Source organism: Bacillus cereus (genome assembly GCF_002567495.1).
Lineage (GTDB): Bacteria > Bacillota > Bacilli > Bacillales > Bacillaceae_G > Bacillus_A > Bacillus_A cereus_AQ.
This window is the reverse complement of record NZ_NVAP01000021.1, coordinates 1-24,294: the sequence shown is the minus strand read 5'-3', so window position 1 is coordinate 24,294 and position 24,294 is coordinate 1. Positions and strand designations below refer to the sequence as shown.

The window sequence follows — 24,294 nt, the reverse complement described above, 5'->3', positions numbered from 1 at the left end:
GATATGAGTAAAGCGGTAGTAGAGCTGAAAGACTTACAAACACATTTTCAGACAGAAGAAGGAACAGTAAAGGCTGTAAATCATGTTAGTTTTACAGTTCGAGAAGGTGAAACAGTTTGTGTAGTAGGAGAATCAGGTTGCGGGAAGAGTGTAACGGCTTTATCTATTATGGGGCTTATTGCTGAATCCGGCAGTGTAGTAGGTGGAGACATTTTATATGAAGGAAAAAGTCTTTTAGGAATGAAAGAGAAAGAACTTCGTAGTTTACGAGGCAATGATATTGCGATGATTTTCCAAGAACCGATGACATCGCTAAATCCCGTCTTCACTGTAGGGGAGCAAATTGTGGAAACGCTAAGGGAGCATGAATTACTTAGTAAAAATGAAGCCTATAAGAAAGCGATTGAGTTAATTCGTAAAGTTGGCATAGCCCGCGCTGATGAAATTGTCCATTCTTATCCGCATGAACTTAGCGGCGGGATGTTACAACGTATTATGATTGCTGTTGCGCTTAGTTGTAATCCTAAGTTATTAATTGCAGATGAACCAACAACAGCCCTTGATGTTACCATTCAAGCTCAAATATTGGATCTACTAAGACAAGTGAAAGAAGAATTTAAAACGTCGATCTTATTAATTACACATGATTTAGGTGTCGTAGCAGAAATGGCTGATTATGTTGTTGTTATGTATGGCGGGAAAGTTATTGAAGAAGCCCCAGTACTAGAGATATTCCAAAATCCAAAACATCCTTATACAAAAGGATTATTGAAATCAAAACCAGTAATGGGAAAACGAATAGATAAACTATATTCTATTCCAGGGCAAGTTCCGAATTTAGTTGGTTTAGGTGAGTTTTGCTACTTTAGCGGGCGTTGTGAGCATTGTATGGAAATATGTAAAAAAGAAGCCCCAAATCTAAATGTAAATGATGAAAATCATAAAGTAGCTTGCTGGTTATATGAGGAGCGTGCGGAACAATGAGTGAACCATTATTAGAGGTAAAAAACCTAAAGACTTATTTTCCAATTAAGGGTGGCATATTTAGTAGAACGATTGGGCATGTAAAAGCAGTTGATGGAGTAAGTTTTACTATTAATAAAGGCGAGGTGTTTGGCCTCGTTGGCGAATCAGGGAGCGGAAAAACAACGATAGGAAAAACAATTTTACGTCTCGTTCAAAAAACGGAGGGGGAAGTGAAGTTTAAAGGGAAAGATGTTCACTCTTTATCCAAGGATGAATTGAGAAAACATCGCCCTAATATGCAGCTCGTTTTCCAAGATCCATTTAGCTCATTAAATCCGAGAATGAGAATTGGAGAAGCGCTTGGAGAGCCGATGCTGGCCCACGGATTAGCGACGAAAGAAAATGTTCGTGAAAAGGTAATTGAAGTATTGGAGTTGTGCGGATTAGCTCCTTATCATATTGACCGGTATCCCCATGAGTTTTCTGGTGGACAACGTCAGCGTATCGTAATCGCAAGGGCTATGGTATTAAATCCAGAATTCATTGTAGCTGATGAACCGGTGGCGGCACTAGACGTATCTATCCAAGCACAAATTATTAATTTATTTAGTGAGTTACAGGAGAAAAAGGGATTATCTTATTTATTCATTTCACATGATTTAAGTGTAGTAGAACATTTATGTACGAAAATCGGAATTATGTATTTAGGTACGATTGTGGAGACGGCGCCGCGTGATGAGTTATTTACCAATCCGCTACATCCTTATACAAAAGCATTGTTATCAGCTGTTCCAATACCAGATCCAACAGTGAAGCGAGAGCGAATTATACTAGAAGGGGATATTCCAAGTCCAGCAAATCCACCTTCGGGTTGTCGTTTTCATACACGTTGCCCGTTTGCAACGGATGTTTGTAAAAAAACAGTACCGGAATTCCGTAATGTTGGTGCAGAGCATTTTGTTGCTTGTCATCATGTATAAAAAAAGACTCTTTCAAATTGAAAGAGTCTTTTTTTTATTTACTAGATGAAGTTTGTTTCAATACAAATTGCTCGATTGCGTGAGCAACACCATGTTCATTGTTTGTTAATGTTACAACATCACATAGTTTTTTTACATCTTCTTCAGCGTTGCCCATTGCAACAGATAAGCCTGCTACTTCTAACATCGGTACATCATTAAAATTATCACCAATAGCAACTGTATCTTCAATAGGGATATTAAAATGAGCTGCCATCTGCTGTAGCCCGTTTCCTTTATGTCCATCCTTATCCATAATTTCTAAGTTAGTAGGAGCCGATGCTGTAACCATAATATTGGCGTCTTCTTGTAACATGCTTAATAGCTGTGCGCGATGCGCTGCATTAAATGTTAAAATGAAGAATTTAGATATTTCTAGTTCTTGGTTACTTACAACGTCTTCTATTTTTTGGAAATCAGTAATTAGGTTCGATTTCTTTTGCTTTTCTGTAATTCGTTCAAGTTCTTCTAATGTAACATCTAGTGCATGCTTATTTTCTTCGAACGCTTGCATCACTTGATCTTGCCATGTATATGGAGAATAAACTCCTTTATTCGTATATAGCTTATATGGGAAACCTTCAGATTCTAGTAATTTTGCAAGCTTGTACACTTTGTCGTTTTGTATACAACGCGAGTTAATTACTTTTCCATCCACATAAACAATAGCCCCATTGCTTGCTCCGACTGGAAGCGATAATTGATATTCTTCCAATAGCTTTAAAGCATCCTCTTTCGCGCGGCCAGAACAAATCATTACAATATGGCCAGCTTCTTGTGCAGTTTGGATTGCTTGTAAGTTCTCTTTGGAGATTTCAAGATTAGATGATAGTAGTGTACCATCCATATCTAATGCGATTAATTTCAAAATGACCACCTCTTTGTTTTTATTATACATAGTTATATAGAGGAAACATATAAACTTATCTTGGAAAGACGGTAATTTATCTCATATTAAAAGTAAGTAAAGATTAGATAGGTTCAGCATCACTAAATAAACGATTTGTAACAAAAATAGAGAGGAATATGACTATATTTCACTTTATGACTGTAATATTACATGAATGTTACAAACGTGAACTTAGTAGAAAATGCATTAAATAAGGGTTTTTGAGGGTTATTATAAAAAAACGTAAAAAAAATGTAATAAAATTTACGTAATTATATTGCAACGTAGTAATAGTTATGTTACATTAATGTTACAAACGTTACGTTATTAAATTCAATGTAACGTTAACATAAAAACTATGAAATAAACATTTCTTAGAAATTACATATAGATAACTTATGAAAAGGGAGGATAAATGATATGAAAGAGCAAGTATTACAAGTAACAAAAGGTGACTTCGTAGGATCAGCAAGTGGAGCATTAGTATTAACAGCATTAATCGTATTTCTATCAAGCGTATTAGTATAATAGAAGTTTTGTAATAAAAAAGAGAAGGGAGAATGAAAGATATGAAAGAGCAAGTATTACAAGTAACAAAAGGTGACTTCGTAGGATCAGCAAGTGGAGCGGTAGTATTAACAGCATTAATCGTATTTCTATCAAGCGTATTAGTATAATAGAGGTTTTGTAACAAAAGAAAAGAAGGGAGGATAAATGATATGAAAGAGCAAGTATTACAAGTAACAAAAGGTGACTTCGTAGGATCAGCAAGTGGGGCAGTAGTATTAACAGCGTTAATCGTATTTCTATCAAGCGTATTAGTATAATAGAAGTTTTGTAACAAAAGAAAAAGAAGGGAGAATGAAAGATATGAAAGAGCAAGTATTACAAGTAACAAAAGGTGACTTCGTAGGATCAGCAAGTGGAGCATTAGTATTAACAGCATTAATCGTATTTCTATCAAGTGTATTAGTATAATAGAAGTTTTAAATCAAACAAAAAAGGAAGGAGAATGAGGGATATGAACAGTGAACAAGTGTTTCAAGTAACAAAAACAGATTTATTAGGATCCTTAGGTGGAGCGGTAATATTAACATCATTTATTCTATTCCTTGCAAGTGTATTAGTATGATATATATAAATACAATCATTCAAAAAAAATAAAGACTCTAACGTATTAATAAGTAGTTAATATGTTGGAGTCTTTTTTGTTTTCTTCTTATATACCCTCAAGTATTAAAGTCACCTCATTATCCAGCATTTATATGCTACGGTTGAAACAAAGGAGTTAGGTCAACTGCATGTAAAAGCTCGATTGGTTCAACAAATAATCAAAAATCCACTGAATAAAATCCCGCTTTATTTCAAAGAGAAAAAAGTCGAATTTTATATGTAAAAAAAAAGAGGGATTTGACAGAAAAGATAGAAAATTTTAAAGGTCAGAATTTGTTAGCTTGCTAACTAATTTCTATTTATTTATGTTGGAAGCGTTTTCGATTGGTTTTAAGTAGGGGCCATTTAATCTATTTACAGGGGGATGAAGATATTATGAAACAAAAATCTATGGATACGCTAGCTGCACAAATGGAGGACTTTTTTCCAGTACGTGATGTAGATCATTTGGAATTTTACGTAGGGAATGCAAAGCAATCGAGTTATTATCTTGCGAGAGCGTTCGGATTCAAAATTGTGGCTTACTCTGGATTAGAAACTGGAAACCGTGAAAAGGTATCTTATGTTCTTGTGCAAAAAAATATGCGTTTCGTTGTGTCTGGAGCTTTAAGTAGTGAAAATCGTATTGCAGAGTTTGTAAAGACTCATGGTGATGGCGTGAAGGATGTGGCACTACTTGTTGATGATGTTGATAAAGCATACTCAGAAGCAGTGAAACGTGGTGCCGTCGCAATTGCTCCACCAGAGGAATTAACAGATGAGGACGGTACATTGAAAAAAGCAGTTATTGGTACGTATGGTGATACAATTCATACGCTTGTAGAGCGTAAAAATTATAAAGGGGCATTTATGCCAGGGTTCCAAAAGGTAGAGTTTAATATTCCATTTGAAGAGTCTGGTTTAATTGCTGTAGACCATGTAGTTGGTAATGTTGAAAAAATGGAAGAGTGGGTTAGTTATTACGAGAATGTCATGGGCTTTAAACAAATGATTCATTTTGATGATGACGATATTAGTACAGAGTACTCGGCGTTAATGTCGAAAGTTATGACGAATGGAAGTCGTATTAAGTTTCCTATTAACGAACCGGCAGATGGAAAGAGAAAGTCACAAATTCAAGAGTATCTAGAATTCTATAATGGAGCTGGTGTACAACATCTTGCTTTATTAACAAGTGATATTGTTAAAACAGTTGAAGCGCTTCGTGCAAATGGGGTGGAGTTTTTAGATACACCTGATACTTATTACGATGAGTTAACTGCGCGAGTTGGAAAAATTGATGAAGAAATTGATAAGTTAAAAGAATTGAAGATTTTAGTAGATCGTGATGATGAAGGTTACTTACTACAAATCTTTACGAAACCAATTGTAGATCGTCCGACTCTATTTATTGAAATTATTCAACGTAAAGGTTCTCGTGGATTTGGTGAAGGAAACTTTAAAGCGTTATTCGAATCAATTGAAAGAGAACAAGAGCGTCGCGGAAACTTATAAGATTTGTATCCACCAGCAAAAGTCCCTTTGCTGGTGGAAATTTCATTTTTATAAGGAGGAATCAGGGTGAAATTTGTTACATTTCGTCTTCCTTCAAAAGAAATACGGGCTGGATGGCTTGAAGGTGGCAAAGTAATCGATATGAATCTTGCTAGTGAAGGGAAAATCCCTTCCTCTATGTTGGCTTTTTTAGAGAAAGCGGATGAGTATGTAGAAGTAGTGCGGAATATTAAGAGTTCAAATAAGGGTATATATGCTTTAGAAGAAGTACAATTGACAGCTGCTCTTCCTAATCCGAGTAGTATTCGAGATTTTTATGCATTTGAACAACATGTAAAAACAGCTCGCGGACGAAGAGGGCTAGATGTTGTGCCTGAATGGTATGATATTCCGGTTTTTTATTTTACTAATCATCGTGCTGTAATCGGTTCCGGTGATTTTGTAATTGGTCCGAAAAAGTCTAAAAAGCTTGATTATGAGTTGGAGATTGCTTGCGTAATAGGAAAAGAAGGGCGAAATATTTCTCGTGAGCAAGCAGAGGAATATATTTTTGGTTATTGTATTATGAACGACTGGAGTGCGAGAGACTTACAAGCAACAGAAATGAAAGTAGGTCTTGGTCCAGCGAAAGGAAAAGACTTTGCAACTTCATTAGGAGCACATCTCGTTACGAAAGAGGAATTAGATGTTTATCGTAATGGTGATCGATATGATTTAGAAATGACTGCTCATGTAAACGGGAAACTATTATCAAAAGGAAACTTCCAAGATATTTACTATACATTTGCTGAAATGATTGAACGTGCTTCAGAGGACGTTACGTTATACCCAGGAGATGTGATTGGTTCTGGGACAGTAGGAACAGGATGTATTTTAGAACTGGGTACAGAAGAGTGGCTACAAGATGGAGATGTTGTAGAGCTGTCGATTACTGGTTTAGGTACACTACGTAATACGATCAAAAAAGAAAAGGAAGCGGGTGATGGGCATGTTTTATCGTCACATGGGAGAACTACCTCATAAACGACATGTACAATTTCGTAAAAAAGATGGATCACTTTATCGTGAACAGGTAATGGGAACAAAAGGTTTTTCTGGTACGCAGTCTATTTTGTACCATCATTATATGCCAACAGAAGTAGGTCATTCTGCATTATCACATTCTTGTCAGTTACAGTATGAAGAGGATGTTGCTCTTTCTCATCGCCACTTCCGAACGAAAGAAAATAAAAAAAATGGTGATGCAATAAGTGGACGGAATTTCATACTTGGAAATGAAGATTTGTTAATTGGAGTAGTGAGTCCAACAGAAAAAATGGATTATTTCTACCGTAATGGTGATGGCGATGAAATGTTATTTGTTCATTATGGAACAGGGAAAATTGAAACGATGTTTGGAACGATTCATTATAGAAAAGGCGACTATGTAACAATCCCAATTGGAACGATTTATCGTGTTATTCCAGATGAAGGGGAGACTAAGTTTCTTGTTGTAGAGGCGAATAGCCAAATTACAACACCGCGTCGCTACCGTAATGAATATGGACAATTGTTAGAGCATAGTCCGTTTTGTGAAAGAGATATTCGTGGCCCGGAAAAATTAGAGACATATGATGAAAAAGGCGATTTTGTCGTAATGACAAAATCAAGAGGCTATATGCATAAGCATGTTTTAGGACACCATCCGTTAGATGTTGTTGGATGGGATGGCTATTTATATCCGTGGGTATTTAATGTAGAAGATTTTGAACCAATTACAGGGCGCATTCATCAGCCACCACCAGTACATCAAACATTTGAAGGGCATAATTTTGTTATTTGCTCTTTCGTACCACGTTTATACGATTATCATCCAGAGTCGATTCCAGCACCATATTATCATAGTAATGTTAATAGTGATGAAGTACTTTACTATGTAGAAGGTAACTTTATGAGTCGCAAAGGTGTGGAGGAAGGTTCTATTACACTTCATCCGAGCGGGATTCCTCATGGTCCACATCCTGGAAAAACAGAGGCAAGTATAGGGAAGAAGGAAACACTTGAATTAGCTGTTATGATAGACACATTCCGTCCGCTTCGTATTGTAAAACAAGCACATGAAACAGAAGATGAAAAATATATGTATAGCTGGATTGAAGAGGGTTCATATACTGTGAAATAAGTAAAAAGAGGCATGCTCTCAATAAGGGAGCATGCCTCTTTTGTGGAATCGACATGTATAATAATACCAAAAAGAGTTGTCGAAAGATATATAGAAAGAATGATAAGAATCGTGCATATTCAGAAGAATTTCTACTTGTTTCGACAAAAGTATTGACTGGAAAAAGTGTTATGAGTAAAATAAAAAAGCAAATTAAAAATTTTCAGAAAATTTAAAACTTGGAGGAGTGAAAGATGAAGCAAATTTTTCAAAAGAAGCCTATTGCAAAGTTAATGCAAGAAAGTAAGCAAAAGACGTTAGCAAGAACATTGGGCGCGCTAGATTTAACTATGCTTGGAATTGGAGCAATTGTTGGAACTGGTATTTTTGTTCTAACGGGTGTTGTGGCAGCGAAGCATTCTGGGCCAGCTATTATATTATCATTTGCGATTGCCGCGCTAGCTTGTGCCTTTGCTGCATTTTGTTATGCTGAATTTGCTTCTTCAGTTCCTGTATCGGGCAGTGTGTATACGTATACGTACGCGACGATGGGGGAAGTATTCGCATTTTTAATTGGCTGGGACTTAATGCTTGAATATTTACTTGCTACCTCTGCTGTAGCAAACGGTTGGTCCGCATATTTTCAATCTTTATTAAAGGGATTTGGAATTCACATTCCGACTATTCTCTCCTCGGCTCCTGGTACAGGGAAGGGTGGAATAATTGATCTACCTGCAGTTCTAATTATTTTAGTGATGACAGTTCTTTTATCTAGAGGTGTTCGTGAAAGCGCACGAGTAAATAACATTATGGTATTTATTAAAATAGCAGTTGTTCTTATTTTTATCTTTGCTGGTTTTAATTATGTGAAGCCTGAAAACTGGACGCCTTTCATGCCATTTGGGTTAGATGGTGTAATGGCTGGGGCTGCTACAGTATTCTTCGCATTTATAGGATTTGATGCAGTTTCAACGGCTGCGGAAGAAGTGAAACGTCCGCAACGTGATTTGCCAATTGGTATTATTGCATCGTTATTAATTTGTACAGTTCTTTATATCGTTGTTTCGCTTATTTTGACAGGAATTGTTCCATACGGACAGCTAAATATATCAGATCCAGTTGCTTTTGCACTTCAATTTATTGGACAAGATGGTTTAGCAGGGGTAATTTCAGTAGGAGCAATCACAGGAATTACAACAGTAATGCTAGTTATGATGTATGGGCAAGTTCGCGTTTCTTATGCGATGAGCCGAGATGGTTTATTGCCGAAGCGTCTTGCTAAAGTTCACCCGAAATTTAAAACGCCGTTTTTAAATACTTGGACGACTGGTATTATTGCTGCACTGATTTCGGGATTAATAGATTTAAATGTATTAGCGCACCTTGTAAATATGGGGACATTGTCAGCGTTCGCACTCGTAGCTGTTGCGGTAATTGTAATGAGAAGAACTCATCCGGACTTACCAAGGGCATTTAAGGCACCGCTTGTACCATTTTTACCAGCGTTAACAGTAATTTTTTGTTTATACTTAATGCTTCAATTATCCGGAACGGCTTGGATTAGTTTTGGGATATGGATGGTTATTGGTATGGCAGTTTACTTCTTATATAGTCGAAAGCATAGCGCTTTAAATAGTAGCAAAAAAGAAGATGATGTAGCGAATTTATAAGCGGAAAAATCCATTCTAATTCTGTTAGAATGGATTTTTTTATTTGAAAATTTACATTTTTCTGAACTTATTATAAGATAATTGTTGGCTAACTAAAGGGGTGAAATGATGAAAAATACGTGGCGTGAGTTAAGGGAGATGGATCGTAACGTATGGATTCGATTTATTGGAGAGACGTTAAATGGAATTGCAATGATGATGTTAATGCCTTTTTTTGCATTATATTTAAAAGATAAGGTAGATTCGTTGTTGGAGGTTGGGGTTATTATGGCGCTTTCTCCAATTGCTGCAAGCTTTGGATCACTTATAGGAGGGAGAATTGCTGATATATATGGAAGAAAGCCAATTATGATATTTTCTATGGCAAGTAATGCATTGTTAATGCTCGGTTTTCTATTTATAGAAGGATTTATTCCATATGCAATTTTATCTATTTTTTTAGGATTGAGTAATTCTTTATTTCATCCAGCTGCATCAGCTATGGTCGCAGATGTAACGGCGCCAGAAAAAAGAACAGAGGCATATGGTTTATTGCGGATGGGACACAATATAGGTGCTGCAATTGGTCCGATAATGGGGGCATCAATAGTGGTGTTGTCAAAAAATCTTGTGTTTATTATTGCGTCGTCTACAATGCTATTTTATGCGTTACTTGTATTACTTCTAATTCAAGAGACGATGCCAAAGGTGACAGATAAGGAAGAACATAAAGAAAAGGAATCTGGGTCAGTTTGGAAAATTGTAATGCGAGATAAGGCATTAATGATTTACTTATTAGCGGGTATTATTATTTCGATGGGATTTTCTCAAACCGAAGGCATGTTGCCACTGCATTTTGATAACGAAATGAAACGTATTTTTGGAGCTAATAACCCATATCCATATTTAATGGCGTTAAACGGACTGTTAGTTGTTTTATTCCAATTTCAAATTTCAAAATGGGCTACGGATAAACCAGTCGGGAAGACAATGTTATATGGTGCATGTTTGTTCGGGATTGGATTGTTTTTTATAGGGTGGTTACCGAAGTGGTTTGGAGAATTTGATACAAATGCTACGATTATTTTAATAACACTACTGTTCGTTTATGCTATATATACGTTAGGTGAGATGATTATGTCGCCTGTACAGATGACATTTGTAGCCAATTTGGCTCCTGAGCATTTGAGAGGGACTTATATGGGAGCTGCAAGTTTGCAGTGGATTACAGGAAGTGCATTTGGTCCACTTTTGGGAGGTTTTTTATTAGATAGATTACTTGGCCACTTTCTATTTACAATTTTAGCTGTAGGATGTGTAGTTGCTGGTATTGTATATGTTTCTTTAGATCGCCTCGTTGAGCAAAGGCAAAAAGACACACTGACCAAACAATCTTCTTAGTGAATAGGTGACATACACAAAAAAGGGGATTTCTACATATTTTAGGTACATAACTAGATTAGATTGCCATTTTATTTTGTGTAGTCATAAAGAAAATGAATTAAAAAACCAATAAGTGATGTCATTTAATTATTTATGGAAGTTACATTTTATTTCAAATAGGAACTACCTATTTTTATAAAAAGTGCTAAAATAGAAAAATGAAAACAATTGGTTAGGGTGATTTCAGTGACAAAAATTAAATTAGGTTTATTATATGGTGGAAAATCAGCTGAGCATCAAGTTTCGTTACAGACGGCTCTTGCTGCTATTAAAGCGTTAAATCAAGATAAATTCGAGATTCATCCAATTTATATTACAGAACAAGGTCAATGGGTACGCGGTGAGCGTATTGAAGGCGAAGTAACAGATGTTGAAGCTTTAAAAATGAACGGTGCAGAAAATGCGATTTCTCCGTTATCATTAAGTACAGAAATTATTCCATCTGCAGCTTCTGAGGAAAACGCTATTGACGTTATTTTCCCATTACTACATGGACCAAACGGTGAAGATGGAACGGTTCAAGGATTATTAGAATTGATGAATATTCCTTATGTAGGAAATGGTGTTCTAGCATCATCTGCTGGTATGGATAAAGTTGTTATGAAAAACATCTTTGCAGAGGCTGGTTTAAAACAAGCAAAATATGCGTCTTTCATTCGTAGTGCATGGGAAAAAAATCGTGAGGAAGCTTATTCTAAAGTAGAAGAGAAGCTAGGATATCCTTGCTTTGTAAAACCAGCAAACCTTGGTTCAAGTGTTGGTATTAATAAGTGTAAAAATCGTGAAGAACTTGAGGATGCATTTGTAGAGGCATTCCAATTTGACCGCAAAATTATTGTAGAAGAAAACATTGTAGGTCGTGAAGTAGAAGTTGGTGTACTAGGTAATGATGAACCGAAATGTTCAGTTGTAGGTGAAATCGTTCCGAAAAAGGACTTCTATGATTATAAGTCGAAATATATCGATGGTGATACGGCGTTAATTATTCCAGCTGAAATGACAGAAGAAGAATCTGATGTAATTAAGCGTGATGCGATTATTGCGTTCCAATCATTAGATGGTGCAGGCTTAACGCGAGCTGATTTCTTCTTAACGAAAGACGGAGAAGTGTATATTAACGAAGTAAACACAATGCCAGGATTTACACCGTTTAGTATGTTCCCTCTATTATGGCAACATACTGGATTACCGTATCCAGAGTTAATCGAAGAGCTAATTCGTTTAGCGATTGAACGTCACGAAGAAAAACAAAAAATTAAATATACAATCTAACAAAAAAGGAGGAGGCACTATTCGCAGGAATAGTGCTTCCTCTATGTAAGGAGCGTTTCTATATGATAAAGCGAATGTTAAAGCAAGTAGAACAGATGGTAAATGGTACTGGATTAGCAGAGCAATATGAGGGAACTATTATTCAAGGTGTGTCTATTGATACGAGAAAAATTGAAAAAGGAAACTTATATGTTCCGATTCAAGGGGAGCGTTTCGATGGACATGCTTTTGTAGATAAAGCAGTTGAAAATGGAGCTGTAGCTACATTATGGATGAAAGATGTAGCAAATCCACCCGAGAATCTTCCGGTTATTTTTGTAGAAGATACGCTATCTGCACTGCAAATGTTAGCGAAAAACTATCGCGATCAATTGGATGTTAAAGTTGTTGGTGTGACAGGTAGTAACGGTAAAACATCCACGAAAGATATTGTGACAAGTATTCTTGCGACTAAGTTCAAAGTTCAAAAAACAGAAGGGAATTTCAATAACCATATTGGGTTACCTCTTACTATTTTAAACTTAGAAGAAAATACAGAAGTAGCTGTATTAGAAATGGGCATGTCAAGCCGAGGAGAGATTGAATTTTTATCTAAGTTAGCTCGTCCTAATGCAGCTATCATTACGAATATTGGTGAGGCACATTTAATGGATTTAGGATCTCGTGAGGCAATTGCTGAAGCGAAATTAGAAATTGTTACAGGGTTACAAGAAGGTGGCGTGTTCGTATATAATGGAGATGAGCCTTTATTAACGAATCGTGTTCCTGAAATGAATTTAGCAGCGGAAACAATTACGTTTGGTGACGCAAGAGCAAACGATTACTATCCAACGACTGTAACATTACAGGCAACTGGGACACATTTTAAAATGAATAGAGATGAAAATATTTCATTCTACCTACCGGTGTTAGGGAAACATAATGTGTATAATACACTTGCTTCAATGGCAATTGCGACGCATTTTGGTGTGACGTGGGAAGAAATGAAACAAGGTTTAGTAACACTTCAAATGACGGGCATGCGTATGGAGATTGTAAAAACGGATAGTGGATTAACAATTATTAACGATGCTTATAATGCAAGTCCGACGGCTATGGAGGCAGCATTCCATTTAATGAACGGTTTAGATGGATTTGCTAAAAAAATCGTTGTGCTCGGTGATATGTTAGAACTTGGAAATCAAGAAGTGCAGTTCCATTATGAGGTAGGTAAATTAATTGATCCAGCAAAAATCTCACATGTATTCACATACGGTAGATTAGGGGCTCAAATTGCTGAAGGAGCGAAAATTAATTTCCCTAATGAACGTGTAAAGGCGTATGATGATAAAGAAGAGTTAGTAAAAGAGTTACAAGCAGTAGTCGATGCGAAAGATGTTGTATTAATAAAAGCATCTCGCGGTATGAAATTAGAAGAAGTAATTACGATGTTGAAATAATTGGTGTATATAAATAGGGATGATAGTCACGAAAATAGAAGAAACTTATAATAAGCGCTTACAGTAAATGATAAAAAAATAAAAGTAAAGAAAAAGGCCCTGAATATAAAATAAGGTAACAGTTGGGTTTGCTTTTTACACATACAAAACTTATAATTGATAAAGTGTAATAACGTTTAGAAGTATTTTCGTGAAGAATATACGCCCGGTTATATACGTGAGCATTCAGGAAAAGGGCTTTTCCGCAAATTCGGAAAACGCCTTTTTTTAAATGATAAGTATAGGATAGAAAAGGAGAAGTAACATTGACAACATTTCGAGAATTAGGATTAAGTGAGTCTTTACTGCAATCGGTTGAAAGTATGGGCTTTGAAGAGGCGACGCCGATTCAAGCTGAAACAATTCCACATGCATTGCAAGGTAAGGATATTATTGGGCAAGCGCAAACAGGTACAGGGAAAACAGCAGCATTCGGATTACCACTATTAGATAAAGTGGATACAAATAAAGAAGCAGTTCAAGGTATTGTTATCGCGCCAACGCGTGAATTAGCAATTCAAGTTGGAGAAGAGCTATACAAAATTGGTAAACATAAACGTGTTCGTATTTTACCAATTTATGGTGGTCAAGATATTAACCGCCAAATTCGTGCTCTAAAAAAACACCCACACATTATTGTTGGTACGCCGGGTCGTATTTTAGATCATATTAACCGTAAAACACTTCGCTTACAAAACGTAGAGACTGTTGTTCTTGATGAAGCGGATGAAATGTTAAACATGGGCTTCATTGAAGATATTGAAGCGATTTTAACAGATGTGCCAGAAACACATCAAACATTATTATTCTCAGCGACAATGCCAGATCCAATCCGTCGTATTGCTGAGCGTTTCATGACTGAGCCTCAACACATTAAAGTAAAAGCAAAAGAAGTAACAATGCCAAACATTCAGCAGTTCTATTTAGAAGTGCAAGAAAAGAAAAAGTTTGACGTGTTAACACGCTTACTAGATATTCAATCTCCAGAGCTTGCGATCGTATTCGGTCGTACAAAGCGTCGTGTTGATGAATTATCAGAAGCATTAAACTTACGTGGTTATGCAGCAGAAGGTATTCATGGTGACTTAACACAGGCGAAACGTATGTCTGTATTACGTAAATTTAAAGAAGGTGCTATTGAAGTTCTTGTTGCAACAGACGTTGCTGCACGTGGTCTTGATATTTCAGGCGTAACACACGTATACAACTTCGATATCCCACAAGATCCAGAATCATACGTTCACCGTATCGGTCGTACTGGCCGTGCAGGTAAAAAAGGTATTGCAATGTTATTTGTAACGCCACGTGAATCAGGACAATTAAAAAATATCGAGCGTACAACAAAACGTAAAGTTGATCGTATGGAAGCACCGACACTTGATGAGGCATTAGAAGGTCAACAACGTTTAATCGCTGAAAAACTTCAAAGCACAATCCAAAATGAGAACTTATCATACTACAAGCGTATTGCAGAAGAAATGTTAGAAGAGAATGACTCTGTAACAGTAGTAGCTGCTGCTTTAAAAATGATGACTAAAGAGCCGGATACAACTCCGATCGCTTTAACATCAGAACCACCAGTTGTTTCAAGAGGTGGCGGTTCTAAAAAACGCGGCGGTAATGGAGGCGGATACCGTGATGGTAACCGTAATCGTAGTCGTGATGGACGCGGCGGTGGCGATGGTCGTAACCGTGATGGACGTAATCGTGACGGAAACCGTGATCGCAATCGTGATGGAAACCGTGATCGTAATCGTGATGGTGGTAGTCGTGGTCGTAGAGGTGAAGGTCAAGGTCGTCCAGGATCTTCAAATGGACGCGGCGAAAGAAAACATCATAGCCGTCCACAAGCTTAATAAAAAAAGAGAATGCCCTTTGCCGGCACTCTCTTTTTTTATTTCTGTAATTGTGCATACTACATAATAGTTAGGATAGAAAAGGGGCTGTTATATGCTTGTAAGGCTTGGTTACGTTGCGATGAGTGTACATTTGAAGAATGCATCCCCATCTCAAACGATGACGTACGCACAGTTTCAGAAAATAGATGATCGTGATGCTGCAATTCGTAAACTTGAAAGAATTGCTAATTCCAATTTGGAAAATTGTTTACGTTTATTAAAGCATAATAAAGGACATGACATATCTTTCTTTCGGCTCAGTTCCAAGCTCATTCCTTTAGCGAATCATGAGGAATTGCTAGAGTGGAACTATATTCGTCCCTTAAAAGAAAAATTGAAAGAATTAGGTGAATATGCAATTCATATGAATATGCGAATTGATTTCCATCCCGATCATTTTGTTGTACTAAATTCACCTGAGGAGAGTATTTTTAAACAATCTGTAAGGACATTGCGGATGCACAAAAAATTATTAAAAGGCATGGGGATTGAACATAAGCAACGATGTGTACTACATGTTGGAGGAGGGTATAAAGATAAAGAACTTGCATTAGAGCGTTTTATAGAGAATTGGTCTAACGTTCCAAGGGGTATTCAAGAAATGATCATATTAGAAAATGACGATACAACCTTTTCGTTAGAGGAAACATTATATTTAGGAGAAAAATTAGATATTCCCGTCGTGTTTGATTTACATCACCATATGATGAATAATGAGCAAGAAGATTGGTATGAAGATTGGGCACGTGTTGTTCATACGTGGGAAACATCTTTGTTGCCGGTTAAAATGCATATCTCTAGCCCTAGAGAGGGAAAAGATCCAAGGGCCCATGCAGATTATATTAATGTAGACGAATTTTTATCTTTTTTAAGAAGGATAAAGGGAAGTGTTCCGCAAATTGATTGTATGATTGAGGCGAAGATGAAGGATGAGTCTTTATTTCAATTAATGAGGGATTTAAGTGAACAAGTAGATGTAGAAATTATCGATGGTGCAAGCTTTTATATTAAATAAGCTTTGCACCATCGTTTTTTTTTGTCAAAAAAGGAGTTAAAATGCCGCCGGTTATTAAACCTGTTAAATGACTAATCGGATTGGCGGAAGGATTAAAGAAAGTAAATAGCAGTAATAGAAGTATCATAATTGAGAAAATGGCAATTTCTTTTGGTTTTGAAGAGCGATATCGATTGTACAATAAAAATAATTGTGCGCCTAATAGTCCGAAAATGCCACCTGATGCACCTGCGTGAATATATTCAGGCGGCATAATAATGTAAGAAGAAATATTTCCGGAAATTCCAGAAAGAAAAAATAGAATGAAAAAAGAAAAGTGTCCGAGTTGCTTTTCGATAGATGAACCAAGAGCAAACAAACAAATGCTATTAGAAAGAAAATGTTGCAAGTCTACGTGTACAAGAAGGGAAGTTATGACACGCCACCATTCTCCTTTAGCGATATATTCATTAGAGGCTGCGAGTGGGAAGAGAAAAAAGTCGCCTAGCATTATCATGACTAAGTGAATAAGAAGTAAGGTGAGAATAGTCGGTTGTAAAGAAATCTGAGTGGATTTTATTAGCATACGGTTACTATCACCCCTTTTGCATCAGAAAGATTCTCTGTTATTCTTATCAATATGAAAGAAGAAAGTTAAATAGAAGAAGGGGATTTCGAAATGATTATAGGGATTGGAATCGATATTATTGAATTAAATCGTATTGAAAAAATGCTAGATGGAAAGCTTAAATTTATGGAACGTATTTTAACGGAAAATGAACGTAATGTTGCTATGGAGTTGAAGGGAAGTCGTCTTACAGAATTTGTAGCTGGAAGATTTGCAGCGAAAGAGGCGTATTCAAAAGCTGTAGGTACTGGTATCGGGAAAGAAGTGAGTTTTTTAGATATTGAAGTGAAAAATGATGAAAGAGGTAAGCCAATTCTGATTACAAGTACAGAGCATATTGTTCACTTATCAATTAGTCATAGTAAGGAATTCGCTGTTGCTCAAGTTGTTTTAGAAAGCTCGTCACGCTAGTCTGCATATTTTATATCTTTGTCTCATATATTTGAGGTAGCGATAAGGAAGGTACATCTTCCATTCATTTATAGGGGCAAAGGGGCTGAAGTGATGAAAAGGCGTCTGTTTTTAGTTCTTGTCGGTTTGTTGACCGTTTTTATGTTGGCGGGTTGTATGGAAAAGAAGCAAGATGATGTCGTGAGAGATTTAGAAGCAAAAGTAAAAGGGATGAAAAGTTATCAAGCTGAAGCAAAATTATCTATTAAAACAGGCAATGAGCCTCAGGAGTATAACGTAGAGATTTGGCATAAGGAACCGTCTTTTTATCGTGTGAATTTAAAGAATGCAAAAAAAGATCAAAGCCAAATTATTTTAAGGAATGAAGAAGGTGTATTTGTATTAACGCCAGCACTTAATAAGAGTTTCCGTTTTCAAAGTGATTGGCCGCAAAATAGTAGCCAGGCTTATTTATATGAATCACTTGTAAGAGATATTTTGCAGGATAAGAAAAACCTTACTTTCGAGAAAACAGATAAGTATTATATTTTTAAAACAAAAACAAACTATCAACATCAAAATATGTTGCCGAGACAAGAGATTACATTGAATAAGAGTGATTTGACTCCAGTTTCAGTGAAATTAATGGATAATGATCAAAATGTTCTTGTAAAAGTAGATTTCTCTAAAGTGAAATTCGATGCAAAATTTGATAAAGGTGCATTTGATACGAAGCAAAATATGTCTAGAGCGCAAGTAGATGTTCAGACAACAGCGAAAGAAGACAAACCGTTTGCTATTTTGTATCCACTTGATACACCGCAAGGTATGACTCTACAAGATGAAAAAGAGTTGAAGACAGACAGTGGCAAGCGTGCGATACTCACATACACTGGAAATAAGAAATCCTTTACTTTAATACAAGAAAAGGCAAAAGTTGCAGAGGCTTCATCAGCGGTAGGTGTAAGTGGAGAACCAGTTGATCTTGGGTTTACGATTGGTGCATTGACGAAAGACTCTGTAACGTGGTCGCATAACGGAGTAGAATATATGCTCGTGTCTAAAGGTTTAGAGCCGAAGGAGCTGTTAATGGTTGCTCGTTCAGTTACAGCGAAGCAGGTGAAGTAAACTTCTTAGGCGTGGTGATATATGTGCACCACGTCTTTTCTTAGTTTGAAGGTGGATTTCATAAAAGAAGCATATAAAAGAATAAGCTTCGCATATCGTGTATAAGGAAGTGTATTTATGGAAGAAGCACCATTTTACCGTGACACTTGGGTGGAAGTGGATTTAGATGCCATCTATAACAACATTACACATATTAAAGAATTCATCCCAAGTGATGTAGAGATTTTTGCTGTAGTTAAAGCAAACGCATATGGGCACGATTATGTACCGGTGGCTAAAACGGCATTAGAAGCGGGTGCAACAAGGTTAGCTGTTGCTTTTTTAGATGAAGCGTTAGTGCTTCGGAGGGCTGGTATTACTGTGCCGATTTTAGTGCTAGGCCCCTCGCCGCCTCGTGATGTAAATGTAGCTGCTGAAAATGATGTAGCACTAACTGTTTTTCAACAAGAGTGGGTGGACGAAGCAATTAAACTTTGGGACGGTTCATCTATAATGAAATTCCATATTAACTTTGATAGTGGTATGGGGAGAATTGGAATACGTGAACGAAAAGAGTTAAAGGGATTTTTAAAGAGTTTAGAAGGTGCACCGTTTTTAGAGTTAGAAGGAGTATACACGCATTTTGCAACGGCAGATGAGGTTGAGACCTCGTATTTTGATAAGCAATATAATACGTTCTTAGAGCAGTTAAGTTGGTTGAACGAGTTCGGAGTAGATCCTAAGTTTGTCCATACAGCTAATAGTGCTGCGACGTTACGTTTTCAAGGGATTACATTTAATGCAGTGCGAATAGGGATTGCAATGTATGGATTATCTCCTTCTGTAGAAATACGTCCTTTTTTACCATTTGAATTAGAACCGGCGCTATCACTGCATACGAAAGTAGCCCATATTAAACAGGTGATTAAAGGTGATGGGATTAGTTATAACGTCACTTACCGAACGAAAACTGAAGAATGGATTGCGACTGTTGCGATTGGCTATGCAGATGGTTGGCTTAGAAGATTGCAAGGATTTGAAGTGCTTATAAATGGTAAAAGGGTACCGATTGTAGGGCGAGTAACAATGGATCAGTTCATGATTCATCTTCCTTGTGAAGTGCCACTTGGTACGAAAGTTACGCTTATTGGAAGGCAAGGAGATGAGTATATTAGCGCTACAGAGGTTGCGGAATATTCAGGGACTATTAATTATGAAATTATTGCAACGATCAGTTTCCGTGTGCCGAGAATATTTATACGGAACGGTAAGGTTGTAGAGGTAATTAATTACTTGAATAATATATAGAAGGTAGTATGATTGCTTCTTGTCATTGCTGGAGAATAAGCTCTTTTTGATGAGAAGCTCTTTACTTATAATCATTTTTTATATAAGTTGAGCGTAAGTTTTGAAGAGGAATTCTATTGTTTTTGGTTATTTATGAGATAAAAAATTGAAGAAGATGAATGTTTTGTTTGTGAATTGGAAAACATAAGCAAGGAATAAGGAAGTCTTTGCAACAGGCTCCATACAATGGTATTATTACAATAGGTGTCATATATATATTTGGGTGTGTAGTTGACGGTGGAGGTGTATTTTTGTGTCCGAATCAAGTGTAACTACTGAAATCGTGGTTCGGTTGCCAAAGCAAATGGTAACGGAATTGGACGGAATTGGAAAACAAGAGAATAAGAATCGCCATGAACTAATTTGCCAGGCAACACAACTGTTATTGCGTCAACATAAGACGAAGAAACGCTACCAACATGAATCAATGCGACGTGGGTATATTGAAATGGGAAAAATTAATCTTGGTATTGCATCTGAAGCTTTCTTAGCAGAGTATGAAGCAGCTCATACAGTAGAACGCTTAGTTAGCGGGGGGTAATATTTTGATTGTAAAACGCGGCGACGTGTATTTTGCAGACCTTTCCCCAGTTGTTGGTTCTGAGCAAGGAGGCGTTCGTCCGGTTCTTGTCATTCAAAATGACATCGGAAATCGTTTTAGTCCAACGGTGATTGTAGCGGCTATTACTGCACAGATTCAAAAAGCGAAATTACCCACTCATGTGGAAATTGATGCGAAAAAGTATGGTTTTGAGAGAGATTCTGTTATTTTACTTGAGCAGATTCGAACAATCGATAAGCAACGCTTAACGGACAAAATCACTCATTTGGATGAAGTGATGATGAGTCGTGTAGATGAAGCGTTACAAATTAGTTTAGGACTAATAGATTTTTAAATCGGCAGTTTAAGTTGCTCTCTTTGAAGGGCAACTTTTTTTTATTATAGAGGAGGTTACGGTTGTATATGGAAATGGTAGATAATCGACAAGCGTTAATGAAAATGTTAGTGAAAGAATTAGGCTTTACCGAAAAGCAAGTTCGTCATGTTATTCAATTAACAGAAGAAGGTAACACAGTTCCATTTATTGCTCGTTACCGAAAAGAATGGACAGGCTCTTTAGATGAGGTGCAAATTCGTGCGATTTTAGAGAGATGGCAATATATGATGCAACTTGAAGATAGGAAGGAAGAAGTTACTCGTCTTATTGATGAGAAGGGAAAACTGACAGAAGAGCTGAGACAGCAAATTGTTAAAGCTACAAAGTTGCAAGAAGTAGAAGATTTATATCGTCCATATAAAGAAAAAAGAAGAACGAAAGCGACAATTGCTAAAGAAAAAGGATTAGAACCATTAGCTGAATGGTTATTGTTATATAAGAAGGAAGATCCAAATGAAAAGGCAGTGGAATTTATTAATGCAGAGAAAGAAGTGCAGTCTGCAGAAGAAGCATTACAAGGTGCTCAAGACATAATTGCAGAAATGATTTCAGATGAAGCTGCTTATCGTAGTTGGATTCGGAATGTTACGTTTAGAAAAGGTGTTATGTCTTCGTCCGTAAAAGATGAAGAAAAAGATGAAAAGAATATATATGAAATGTATTACAGCTATGAAGAACCTTTGCAAAAAGTAGTGCCGCATCGTGTATTAGCGATGAATCGCGGTGAGAAAGAAGATATATTGAGAGTTTCTGTTGTCCCGCCAGTAGATGAGATAGTAACTTTCTTATATAAGAAAGTAATTCGTAATAACGATTCTAAAAGTGCGCATTATGTACAATTAGCGATTGAAGATGGTTATAAACGATTAATTCAATCTTCAATCGAAAGAGAAATTCGTAAAGAATTAACAGAAACAGCTGAAGAACAAGCGATACATATTTTCTCTGAGAACTTACGTAACTTATTATTACAACCCCCGATGAAAGGGAAAGTCGTGCTAGCGGTAGATCCGGCATATAGAACTGGTTGTAAATTGTCTGTAGTAGATGATACGGGGAAAGTACTACATATTGATGTTATTTATCCGCATCCACCTGTACGCAAATATGATGATGCAAAAACGAAAGTTCTTTCTATTATAGATAAATATCAAGTTGAAATGATTGCAATTGGTAATGGGACAGCATCTAGAGAAACGGAAGAATTTATAGTAGATGTATTACAAAGCGTGAAACGAGATGTCTTTTATATTATTGTGAATGAAGCAGGTGCTAGTGTGTATTCAGCTTCTGATTTAGCGCGTGAGGAATTTCCAAATTTACAAGTTGAAGAAAGAAGTGCAGTTTCGATTGGGAGACGACTGCAAGATCCACTTGCTGAACTTGTGAAAATTGATCCTAAATCAGTTGGGGTTGGACAATACCAACATGATGTATCTCAAAAGAGATTGAATGAGTCATTAACATTTGTAGTAGAGACAGCTGTTAACCAAGTTGGGGTTAATGTAAATACGGCTTCAGTTGCATTGTTACAATATGTTTCAGGTTTATCGAAAACCGTTGCAAAAAATATTGTGGCAAAGCGTGAAGAAGAAGGGAAATTTACAAAACGAACAGAATTAAAAAAAATCCCACGCCTAGGTGCAAAAACATATGAGCAATGTATTGGTTTCTTACGCATATTAGAAGGGGCGAATCCGTTAGATCGAACAGGTATTCATCCAGAACAATATAAAAATGTTGAATTGTTATTGAAGAGTCTAGGATTATCAATAAGTGATGTAGGGCAACCTCAATTACAAAAGAGCTTAGAAGAAGTAGAGATTTCTAAGTTGTCTCAAGAAACAGGAGTTGGGGAGCCAACATTAGTTGATATTATAGATGCACTCATTAGTCCAGAGCGCGATATGAGGGATGAGTTGCCTAAACCGCTTCTGAAAAAAGGGATTTTGAAATTAGAAGATTTAAAACGTGGTATGGAACTAGAAGGAACAGTTCGTAACGTAGTTGATTTTGGTGCTTTTGTGGATGTTGGTGTAAAGCAAGATGGTTTAGTTCATATTTCTAAGCTTAGCAAACAGTTTGTAAAGCATCCGTTAGATGTTGTATCAGTAGGGCAAATTGTAAAAGTATGGGTAGATGATATTGATACAAAAAAGGGGCGCGTTGCACTATCTATGTTGCCAATTGAATAGTAAGAGAAGAGAGCAGATGAAACTGCTCTTTTTTTATGGAATAAAAAGTGTAATGGATTATGAGTTTTGATGTATTTTGCTATAATAAAACCAGCATTCATTTAGCAATTTAATTTGATACCGGTTTTTTTCGAAATATGCACGTTGCATCTGTTTTTTTAGCCACGTAGGCATAGGAATCCCTCCTTGTTTAATCCTACTCTCAAAAATCTAAAGTGCTATTGATGAGAGGTTGGTGAGTGGATTTCTATTCATGTTGTGTTTTTAGAAACCACGCGTCTTGAATGAGGATGGGTATATGTACTATTTAATATATGTATAAGAAGGGAGAAAAGTGTAAAAATATTTTTTTGTTTAGGAGGAATGAGAATGGACGAGAAAGAAATTCAGCGGCTAGTGGAAGAGGTATCGCTACAATACTTCGGAATGCCGTTTTTACATAAAGCAACGTTCAATAGTAGGCTGCGTACAACTGGTGGGCGTTATCTGTTGAAGAGTCACAATGTTGAGCTGAATTATCGATATTACGAAATGTATGGTAAGGAGGAGTTAATCGGAATCATCAAACATGAACTGTGTCATTATCACTTACATATTACAGGAAGAGGGTATAAGCACCGGGATAGGGATTTTCGTGAACTGTTAAAAGAAGTCGGTGCGCCACGTTTTTGTAAACGAATGAGTAATGAAGAGCAGGAAAGAAAGGTTTATACGTATGAATGTATGGAGTGTTCATTTCAATATGTAAGAAGGCGTCAAATAAATACAAAAAGATATGTCTGTGGAAAATGTAAAGGGAAACTCAAACCGATATCGAAAACATCTTGACAGTAAAAACGCAATCCAGTATATTATAAACATGTCACGTTTGAACAAGATGTTGTTAAAAACTTCTTGACTTACAGAGAGAAATTTTATAAGATACAAATTGTCTTCATTATTCCGCAGTAGCTCAGTGGTAGAGCTATCGGCTGTTAACCGATCGGTCGTAGGTTCGAGTCCTACCTGCGGAGCCATACAGAGAAGTACCCAAGTGGCTCAAGGGGCTCCCCTGCTAAGGGAGTAGATCGCTAACGCGGTGCGAGGGTTCGAATCCCTTCTTCTCTGCCATACATATTGGCCCGTTGGTCAAGTGGTTAAGACACCGCCCTTTCACGGCGGTAACACGGGTTCGAATCCCGTACGGGTCACCACTTCGGAGGATTAGCTCAGCTGGGAGAGCACCTGCCTTACAAGCAGGGGGTCGGCGGTTCGATCCCGTCATCCTCCACCAT

At 36.8% G+C, this 24,294-nt stretch carries 26 protein-coding genes and 4 tRNA genes; 27 read left to right on the top strand and 3 right to left on the bottom strand.

Going from position 1 to position 24,294, the window contains the following annotated elements:
- Positions 1-3: 3 nt before the first annotated feature.
- Positions 4-984 (top strand): ABC transporter ATP-binding protein, encoded by a 981-nt coding sequence (locus COK05_RS09500; RefSeq protein ID WP_098612372.1) that lies wholly within the window; start codon positions 4-6, stop codon positions 982-984.
- Positions 981-1,946, top strand: coding sequence for an ABC transporter ATP-binding protein (locus tag COK05_RS09495; RefSeq protein ID WP_098612371.1), 966 nt, complete (start codon positions 981-983; stop codon positions 1,944-1,946). Before COK05_RS09500 ends, COK05_RS09495 begins: the two co-directional genes overlap by 4 nt.
- 34 nt (positions 1,947-1,980) lie before the next feature.
- Here the strand turns inward: COK05_RS09495 and COK05_RS09490 are convergent, their stop codons facing one another.
- Entirely contained in the window at positions 1,981-2,853 is an 873-nt protein-coding gene (locus COK05_RS09490; RefSeq protein ID WP_098612370.1) for a Cof-type HAD-IIB family hydrolase, read from the bottom strand.
- Between the two features lie 441 nt (positions 2,854-3,294).
- On the opposite strand from COK05_RS09490, the gene COK05_RS09485 reads away from it, so the two are divergent.
- The 14 genes from COK05_RS09485 (at position 3,295) to uvsE (ending at position 16,436) form a co-directional block, all read left to right on the top strand.
- The gene (locus COK05_RS09485; RefSeq protein WP_086424132.1) at positions 3,295-3,402 is read left to right on the top strand and encodes a DUF3948 family protein; all 108 of its coding nucleotides are present in this window, start codon (positions 3,295-3,297) and stop codon (positions 3,400-3,402) included.
- Between the two features lie 32 nt (positions 3,403-3,434).
- The gene (locus COK05_RS09480; protein WP_000654250.1) at positions 3,435-3,551 is read left to right on the top strand and encodes a DUF3948 family protein; all 117 of its coding nucleotides are present in this window, start codon (positions 3,435-3,437) and stop codon (positions 3,549-3,551) included.
- A gap of 42 nt (positions 3,552-3,593) precedes the next feature.
- A complete protein-coding gene (locus COK05_RS09475; RefSeq protein WP_000664237.1) occupies positions 3,594-3,701 on the top strand; it encodes a DUF3948 family protein in 108 nt (35 codons plus the stop codon).
- 34 nt (positions 3,702-3,735) lie between these two features.
- The gene (locus COK05_RS09470) at positions 3,736-3,852 is read left to right on the top strand and encodes a DUF3948 family protein (RefSeq protein WP_098612369.1); all 117 of its coding nucleotides are present in this window, start codon (positions 3,736-3,738) and stop codon (positions 3,850-3,852) included.
- A gap of 43 nt (positions 3,853-3,895) precedes the next feature.
- Positions 3,896-4,006, top strand: coding sequence for a DUF3948 family protein (locus COK05_RS09465; protein WP_001083691.1), 111 nt, complete (start codon positions 3,896-3,898; stop codon positions 4,004-4,006).
- 416 nt (positions 4,007-4,422) lie between these two features.
- On the top strand, positions 4,423-5,541 hold the full coding sequence (gene hppD, locus COK05_RS09460; protein WP_000810920.1) for a 4-hydroxyphenylpyruvate dioxygenase: 1,119 nt from the start codon (positions 4,423-4,425) through the stop codon (positions 5,539-5,541).
- A gap of 66 nt (positions 5,542-5,607) precedes the next feature.
- On the top strand, positions 5,608-6,564 hold the full coding sequence (locus COK05_RS09455; RefSeq protein WP_098612368.1) for a fumarylacetoacetate hydrolase family protein: 957 nt from the start codon (positions 5,608-5,610) through the stop codon (positions 6,562-6,564).
- Positions 6,530-7,702 carry a homogentisate 1,2-dioxygenase gene (locus COK05_RS09450; protein ID WP_098612425.1) on the top strand — a complete coding sequence of 391 codons (1,173 nt, stop codon included), beginning with the start codon at positions 6,530-6,532 and terminating at the stop codon, positions 7,700-7,702. The genes COK05_RS09455 and COK05_RS09450 overlap by 35 nt, the downstream gene beginning before the upstream one ends.
- A gap of 233 nt (positions 7,703-7,935) precedes the next feature.
- Positions 7,936-9,351, top strand: coding sequence for an amino acid permease (locus tag COK05_RS09445; protein WP_098612367.1), 1,416 nt, complete (start codon positions 7,936-7,938; stop codon positions 9,349-9,351).
- A gap of 108 nt (positions 9,352-9,459) precedes the next feature.
- Positions 9,460-10,731, top strand: coding sequence for an MDR family MFS transporter (locus COK05_RS09440; protein ID WP_098612366.1), 1,272 nt, complete (start codon positions 9,460-9,462; stop codon positions 10,729-10,731).
- Positions 10,732-10,959: 228 nt separating this feature from the next.
- Positions 10,960-12,045, top strand: coding sequence for a D-alanine--D-alanine ligase (locus COK05_RS09435; RefSeq protein WP_098612365.1), 1,086 nt, complete (start codon positions 10,960-10,962; stop codon positions 12,043-12,045).
- Positions 12,046-12,107: 62 nt separating this feature from the next.
- Complete coding sequence (gene murF, locus COK05_RS09430) at positions 12,108-13,484, top strand: UDP-N-acetylmuramoyl-tripeptide--D-alanyl-D-alanine ligase (protein ID WP_098612364.1); 1,377 nt, start codon at positions 12,108-12,110, stop codon at positions 13,482-13,484.
- A gap of 305 nt (positions 13,485-13,789) precedes the next feature.
- Positions 13,790-15,379, top strand: coding sequence for a DEAD/DEAH box helicase (locus COK05_RS09425; protein WP_000206602.1), 1,590 nt, complete (start codon positions 13,790-13,792; stop codon positions 15,377-15,379).
- A gap of 94 nt (positions 15,380-15,473) precedes the next feature.
- A complete protein-coding gene (uvsE, locus tag COK05_RS09420) occupies positions 15,474-16,436 on the top strand; it encodes a UV DNA damage repair endonuclease UvsE (RefSeq protein WP_098612363.1) in 963 nt (320 codons plus the stop codon).
- Here the strand turns inward: uvsE and COK05_RS09415 are convergent.
- On the bottom strand, positions 16,429-17,001 hold the full coding sequence (locus COK05_RS09415; protein WP_098612362.1) for a rhomboid family intramembrane serine protease: 573 nt from the start codon (positions 16,999-17,001) through the stop codon (positions 16,429-16,431). The two genes, uvsE and COK05_RS09415, sit on opposite strands and share 8 nt — an antisense overlap.
- A gap of 93 nt (positions 17,002-17,094) precedes the next feature.
- Between COK05_RS09415 and acpS the strand changes: the two genes are divergently transcribed.
- From acpS to COK05_RS09385, 6 genes are all read left to right on the top strand, one after another.
- On the top strand, positions 17,095-17,454 hold the full coding sequence (gene acpS / locus COK05_RS09410) for a holo-ACP synthase (protein ID WP_000583415.1): 360 nt from the start codon (positions 17,095-17,097) through the stop codon (positions 17,452-17,454).
- Positions 17,455-17,610: 156 nt separating this feature from the next.
- Entirely contained in the window at positions 17,611-18,561 is a 951-nt protein-coding gene (locus tag COK05_RS09405) for a LolA family protein (protein ID WP_141538986.1), read from the top strand.
- 117 nt (positions 18,562-18,678) lie between these two features.
- Complete coding sequence (alr, locus tag COK05_RS09400) at positions 18,679-19,848, top strand: alanine racemase (RefSeq protein WP_098612360.1); 1,170 nt, start codon at positions 18,679-18,681, stop codon at positions 19,846-19,848.
- Positions 19,849-20,140: 292 nt separating this feature from the next.
- On the top strand, positions 20,141-20,428 hold the full coding sequence (locus COK05_RS09395; RefSeq protein WP_000004570.1) for an antitoxin EndoAI: 288 nt from the start codon (positions 20,141-20,143) through the stop codon (positions 20,426-20,428).
- 4 nt (positions 20,429-20,432) lie between these two features.
- On the top strand, positions 20,433-20,783 hold the full coding sequence (ndoA, locus tag COK05_RS09390; protein ID WP_000635965.1) for a type II toxin-antitoxin system endoribonuclease NdoA: 351 nt from the start codon (positions 20,433-20,435) through the stop codon (positions 20,781-20,783).
- Positions 20,784-20,851: 68 nt separating this feature from the next.
- The gene (locus tag COK05_RS09385; protein WP_141538975.1) at positions 20,852-23,020 is read left to right on the top strand and encodes a Tex family protein; all 2,169 of its coding nucleotides are present in this window, start codon (positions 20,852-20,854) and stop codon (positions 23,018-23,020) included.
- A gap of 57 nt (positions 23,021-23,077) precedes the next feature.
- Here the strand turns inward: COK05_RS09385 and cmpA are convergent, their stop codons facing one another.
- On the bottom strand, positions 23,078-23,194 hold the full coding sequence (cmpA, locus tag COK05_RS09380) for a cortex morphogenetic protein CmpA (RefSeq protein ID WP_001143640.1): 117 nt from the start codon (positions 23,192-23,194) through the stop codon (positions 23,078-23,080).
- A gap of 195 nt (positions 23,195-23,389) precedes the next feature.
- Between cmpA and COK05_RS09375 the strand changes: the two genes are divergently transcribed.
- The 5 genes from COK05_RS09375 (at position 23,390) to COK05_RS09355 (ending at position 24,293) form a co-directional block, all read left to right on the top strand.
- Positions 23,390-23,848 (top strand): SprT family protein, encoded by a 459-nt coding sequence (locus tag COK05_RS09375; protein WP_098612358.1) that lies wholly within the window; start codon positions 23,390-23,392, stop codon positions 23,846-23,848.
- A 113-nt stretch (positions 23,849-23,961) separates the two neighbouring features.
- Positions 23,962-24,036: transfer RNA gene (locus tag COK05_RS09370), tRNA-Asn, on the top strand.
- Positions 24,037-24,039: 3 nt separating this feature from the next.
- Positions 24,040-24,130: transfer RNA gene (locus tag COK05_RS09365), tRNA-Ser, on the top strand.
- Positions 24,131-24,138: 8 nt separating this feature from the next.
- Positions 24,139-24,213: transfer RNA gene (locus tag COK05_RS09360), tRNA-Glu, on the top strand.
- Positions 24,214-24,217: 4 nt separating this feature from the next.
- Positions 24,218-24,293, top strand: a tRNA-Val gene (locus tag COK05_RS09355).
- Position 24,294 lies beyond the last annotated feature (1 nt).

Coding starts and splice junctions, on each gene's coding strand:
- COK05_RS09500 (WP_098612372.1), top strand. CDS start 4: ATGAGTAAAGCGGTAGTAGAGCTGAAAGACTTACAAACACATTTTCAG.
- COK05_RS09495 (WP_098612371.1), top strand. CDS start 981: ATGAGTGAACCATTATTAGAGGTAAAAAACCTAAAGACTTATTTTCCA.
- COK05_RS09485 (WP_086424132.1), top strand. CDS start 3,295: ATGAAAGAGCAAGTATTACAAGTAACAAAAGGTGACTTCGTAGGATCA.
- COK05_RS09480 (WP_000654250.1), top strand. CDS start 3,435: ATGAAAGATATGAAAGAGCAAGTATTACAAGTAACAAAAGGTGACTTC.
- COK05_RS09475 (WP_000664237.1), top strand. CDS start 3,594: ATGAAAGAGCAAGTATTACAAGTAACAAAAGGTGACTTCGTAGGATCA.
- COK05_RS09470 (WP_098612369.1), top strand. CDS start 3,736: ATGAAAGATATGAAAGAGCAAGTATTACAAGTAACAAAAGGTGACTTC.
- COK05_RS09465 (WP_001083691.1), top strand. CDS start 3,896: ATGAACAGTGAACAAGTGTTTCAAGTAACAAAAACAGATTTATTAGGA.
- hppD (WP_000810920.1), top strand. CDS start 4,423: ATGAAACAAAAATCTATGGATACGCTAGCTGCACAAATGGAGGACTTT.
- COK05_RS09450 (WP_098612425.1), top strand. CDS start 6,530: ATGTTTTATCGTCACATGGGAGAACTACCTCATAAACGACATGTACAA.
- COK05_RS09445 (WP_098612367.1), top strand. CDS start 7,936: ATGAAGCAAATTTTTCAAAAGAAGCCTATTGCAAAGTTAATGCAAGAA.
- COK05_RS09440 (WP_098612366.1), top strand. CDS start 9,460: ATGAAAAATACGTGGCGTGAGTTAAGGGAGATGGATCGTAACGTATGG.
- murF (WP_098612364.1), top strand. CDS start 12,108: ATGATAAAGCGAATGTTAAAGCAAGTAGAACAGATGGTAAATGGTACT.
- uvsE (WP_098612363.1), top strand. CDS start 15,474: ATGCTTGTAAGGCTTGGTTACGTTGCGATGAGTGTACATTTGAAGAAT.
- COK05_RS09415 (WP_098612362.1), bottom strand. CDS start 17,001: ATGCTAATAAAATCCACTCAGATTTCTTTACAACCGACTATTCTCACC.
- acpS (WP_000583415.1), top strand. CDS start 17,095: ATGATTATAGGGATTGGAATCGATATTATTGAATTAAATCGTATTGAA.
- COK05_RS09405 (WP_141538986.1), top strand. CDS start 17,611: ATGGAAAAGAAGCAAGATGATGTCGTGAGAGATTTAGAAGCAAAAGTA.
- alr (WP_098612360.1), top strand. CDS start 18,679: ATGGAAGAAGCACCATTTTACCGTGACACTTGGGTGGAAGTGGATTTA.
- COK05_RS09385 (WP_141538975.1), top strand. CDS start 20,852: ATGGAAATGGTAGATAATCGACAAGCGTTAATGAAAATGTTAGTGAAA.
- cmpA (WP_001143640.1), bottom strand. CDS start 23,194: ATGCCTACGTGGCTAAAAAAACAGATGCAACGTGCATATTTCGAAAAA.
- COK05_RS09375 (WP_098612358.1), top strand. CDS start 23,390: ATGGACGAGAAAGAAATTCAGCGGCTAGTGGAAGAGGTATCGCTACAA.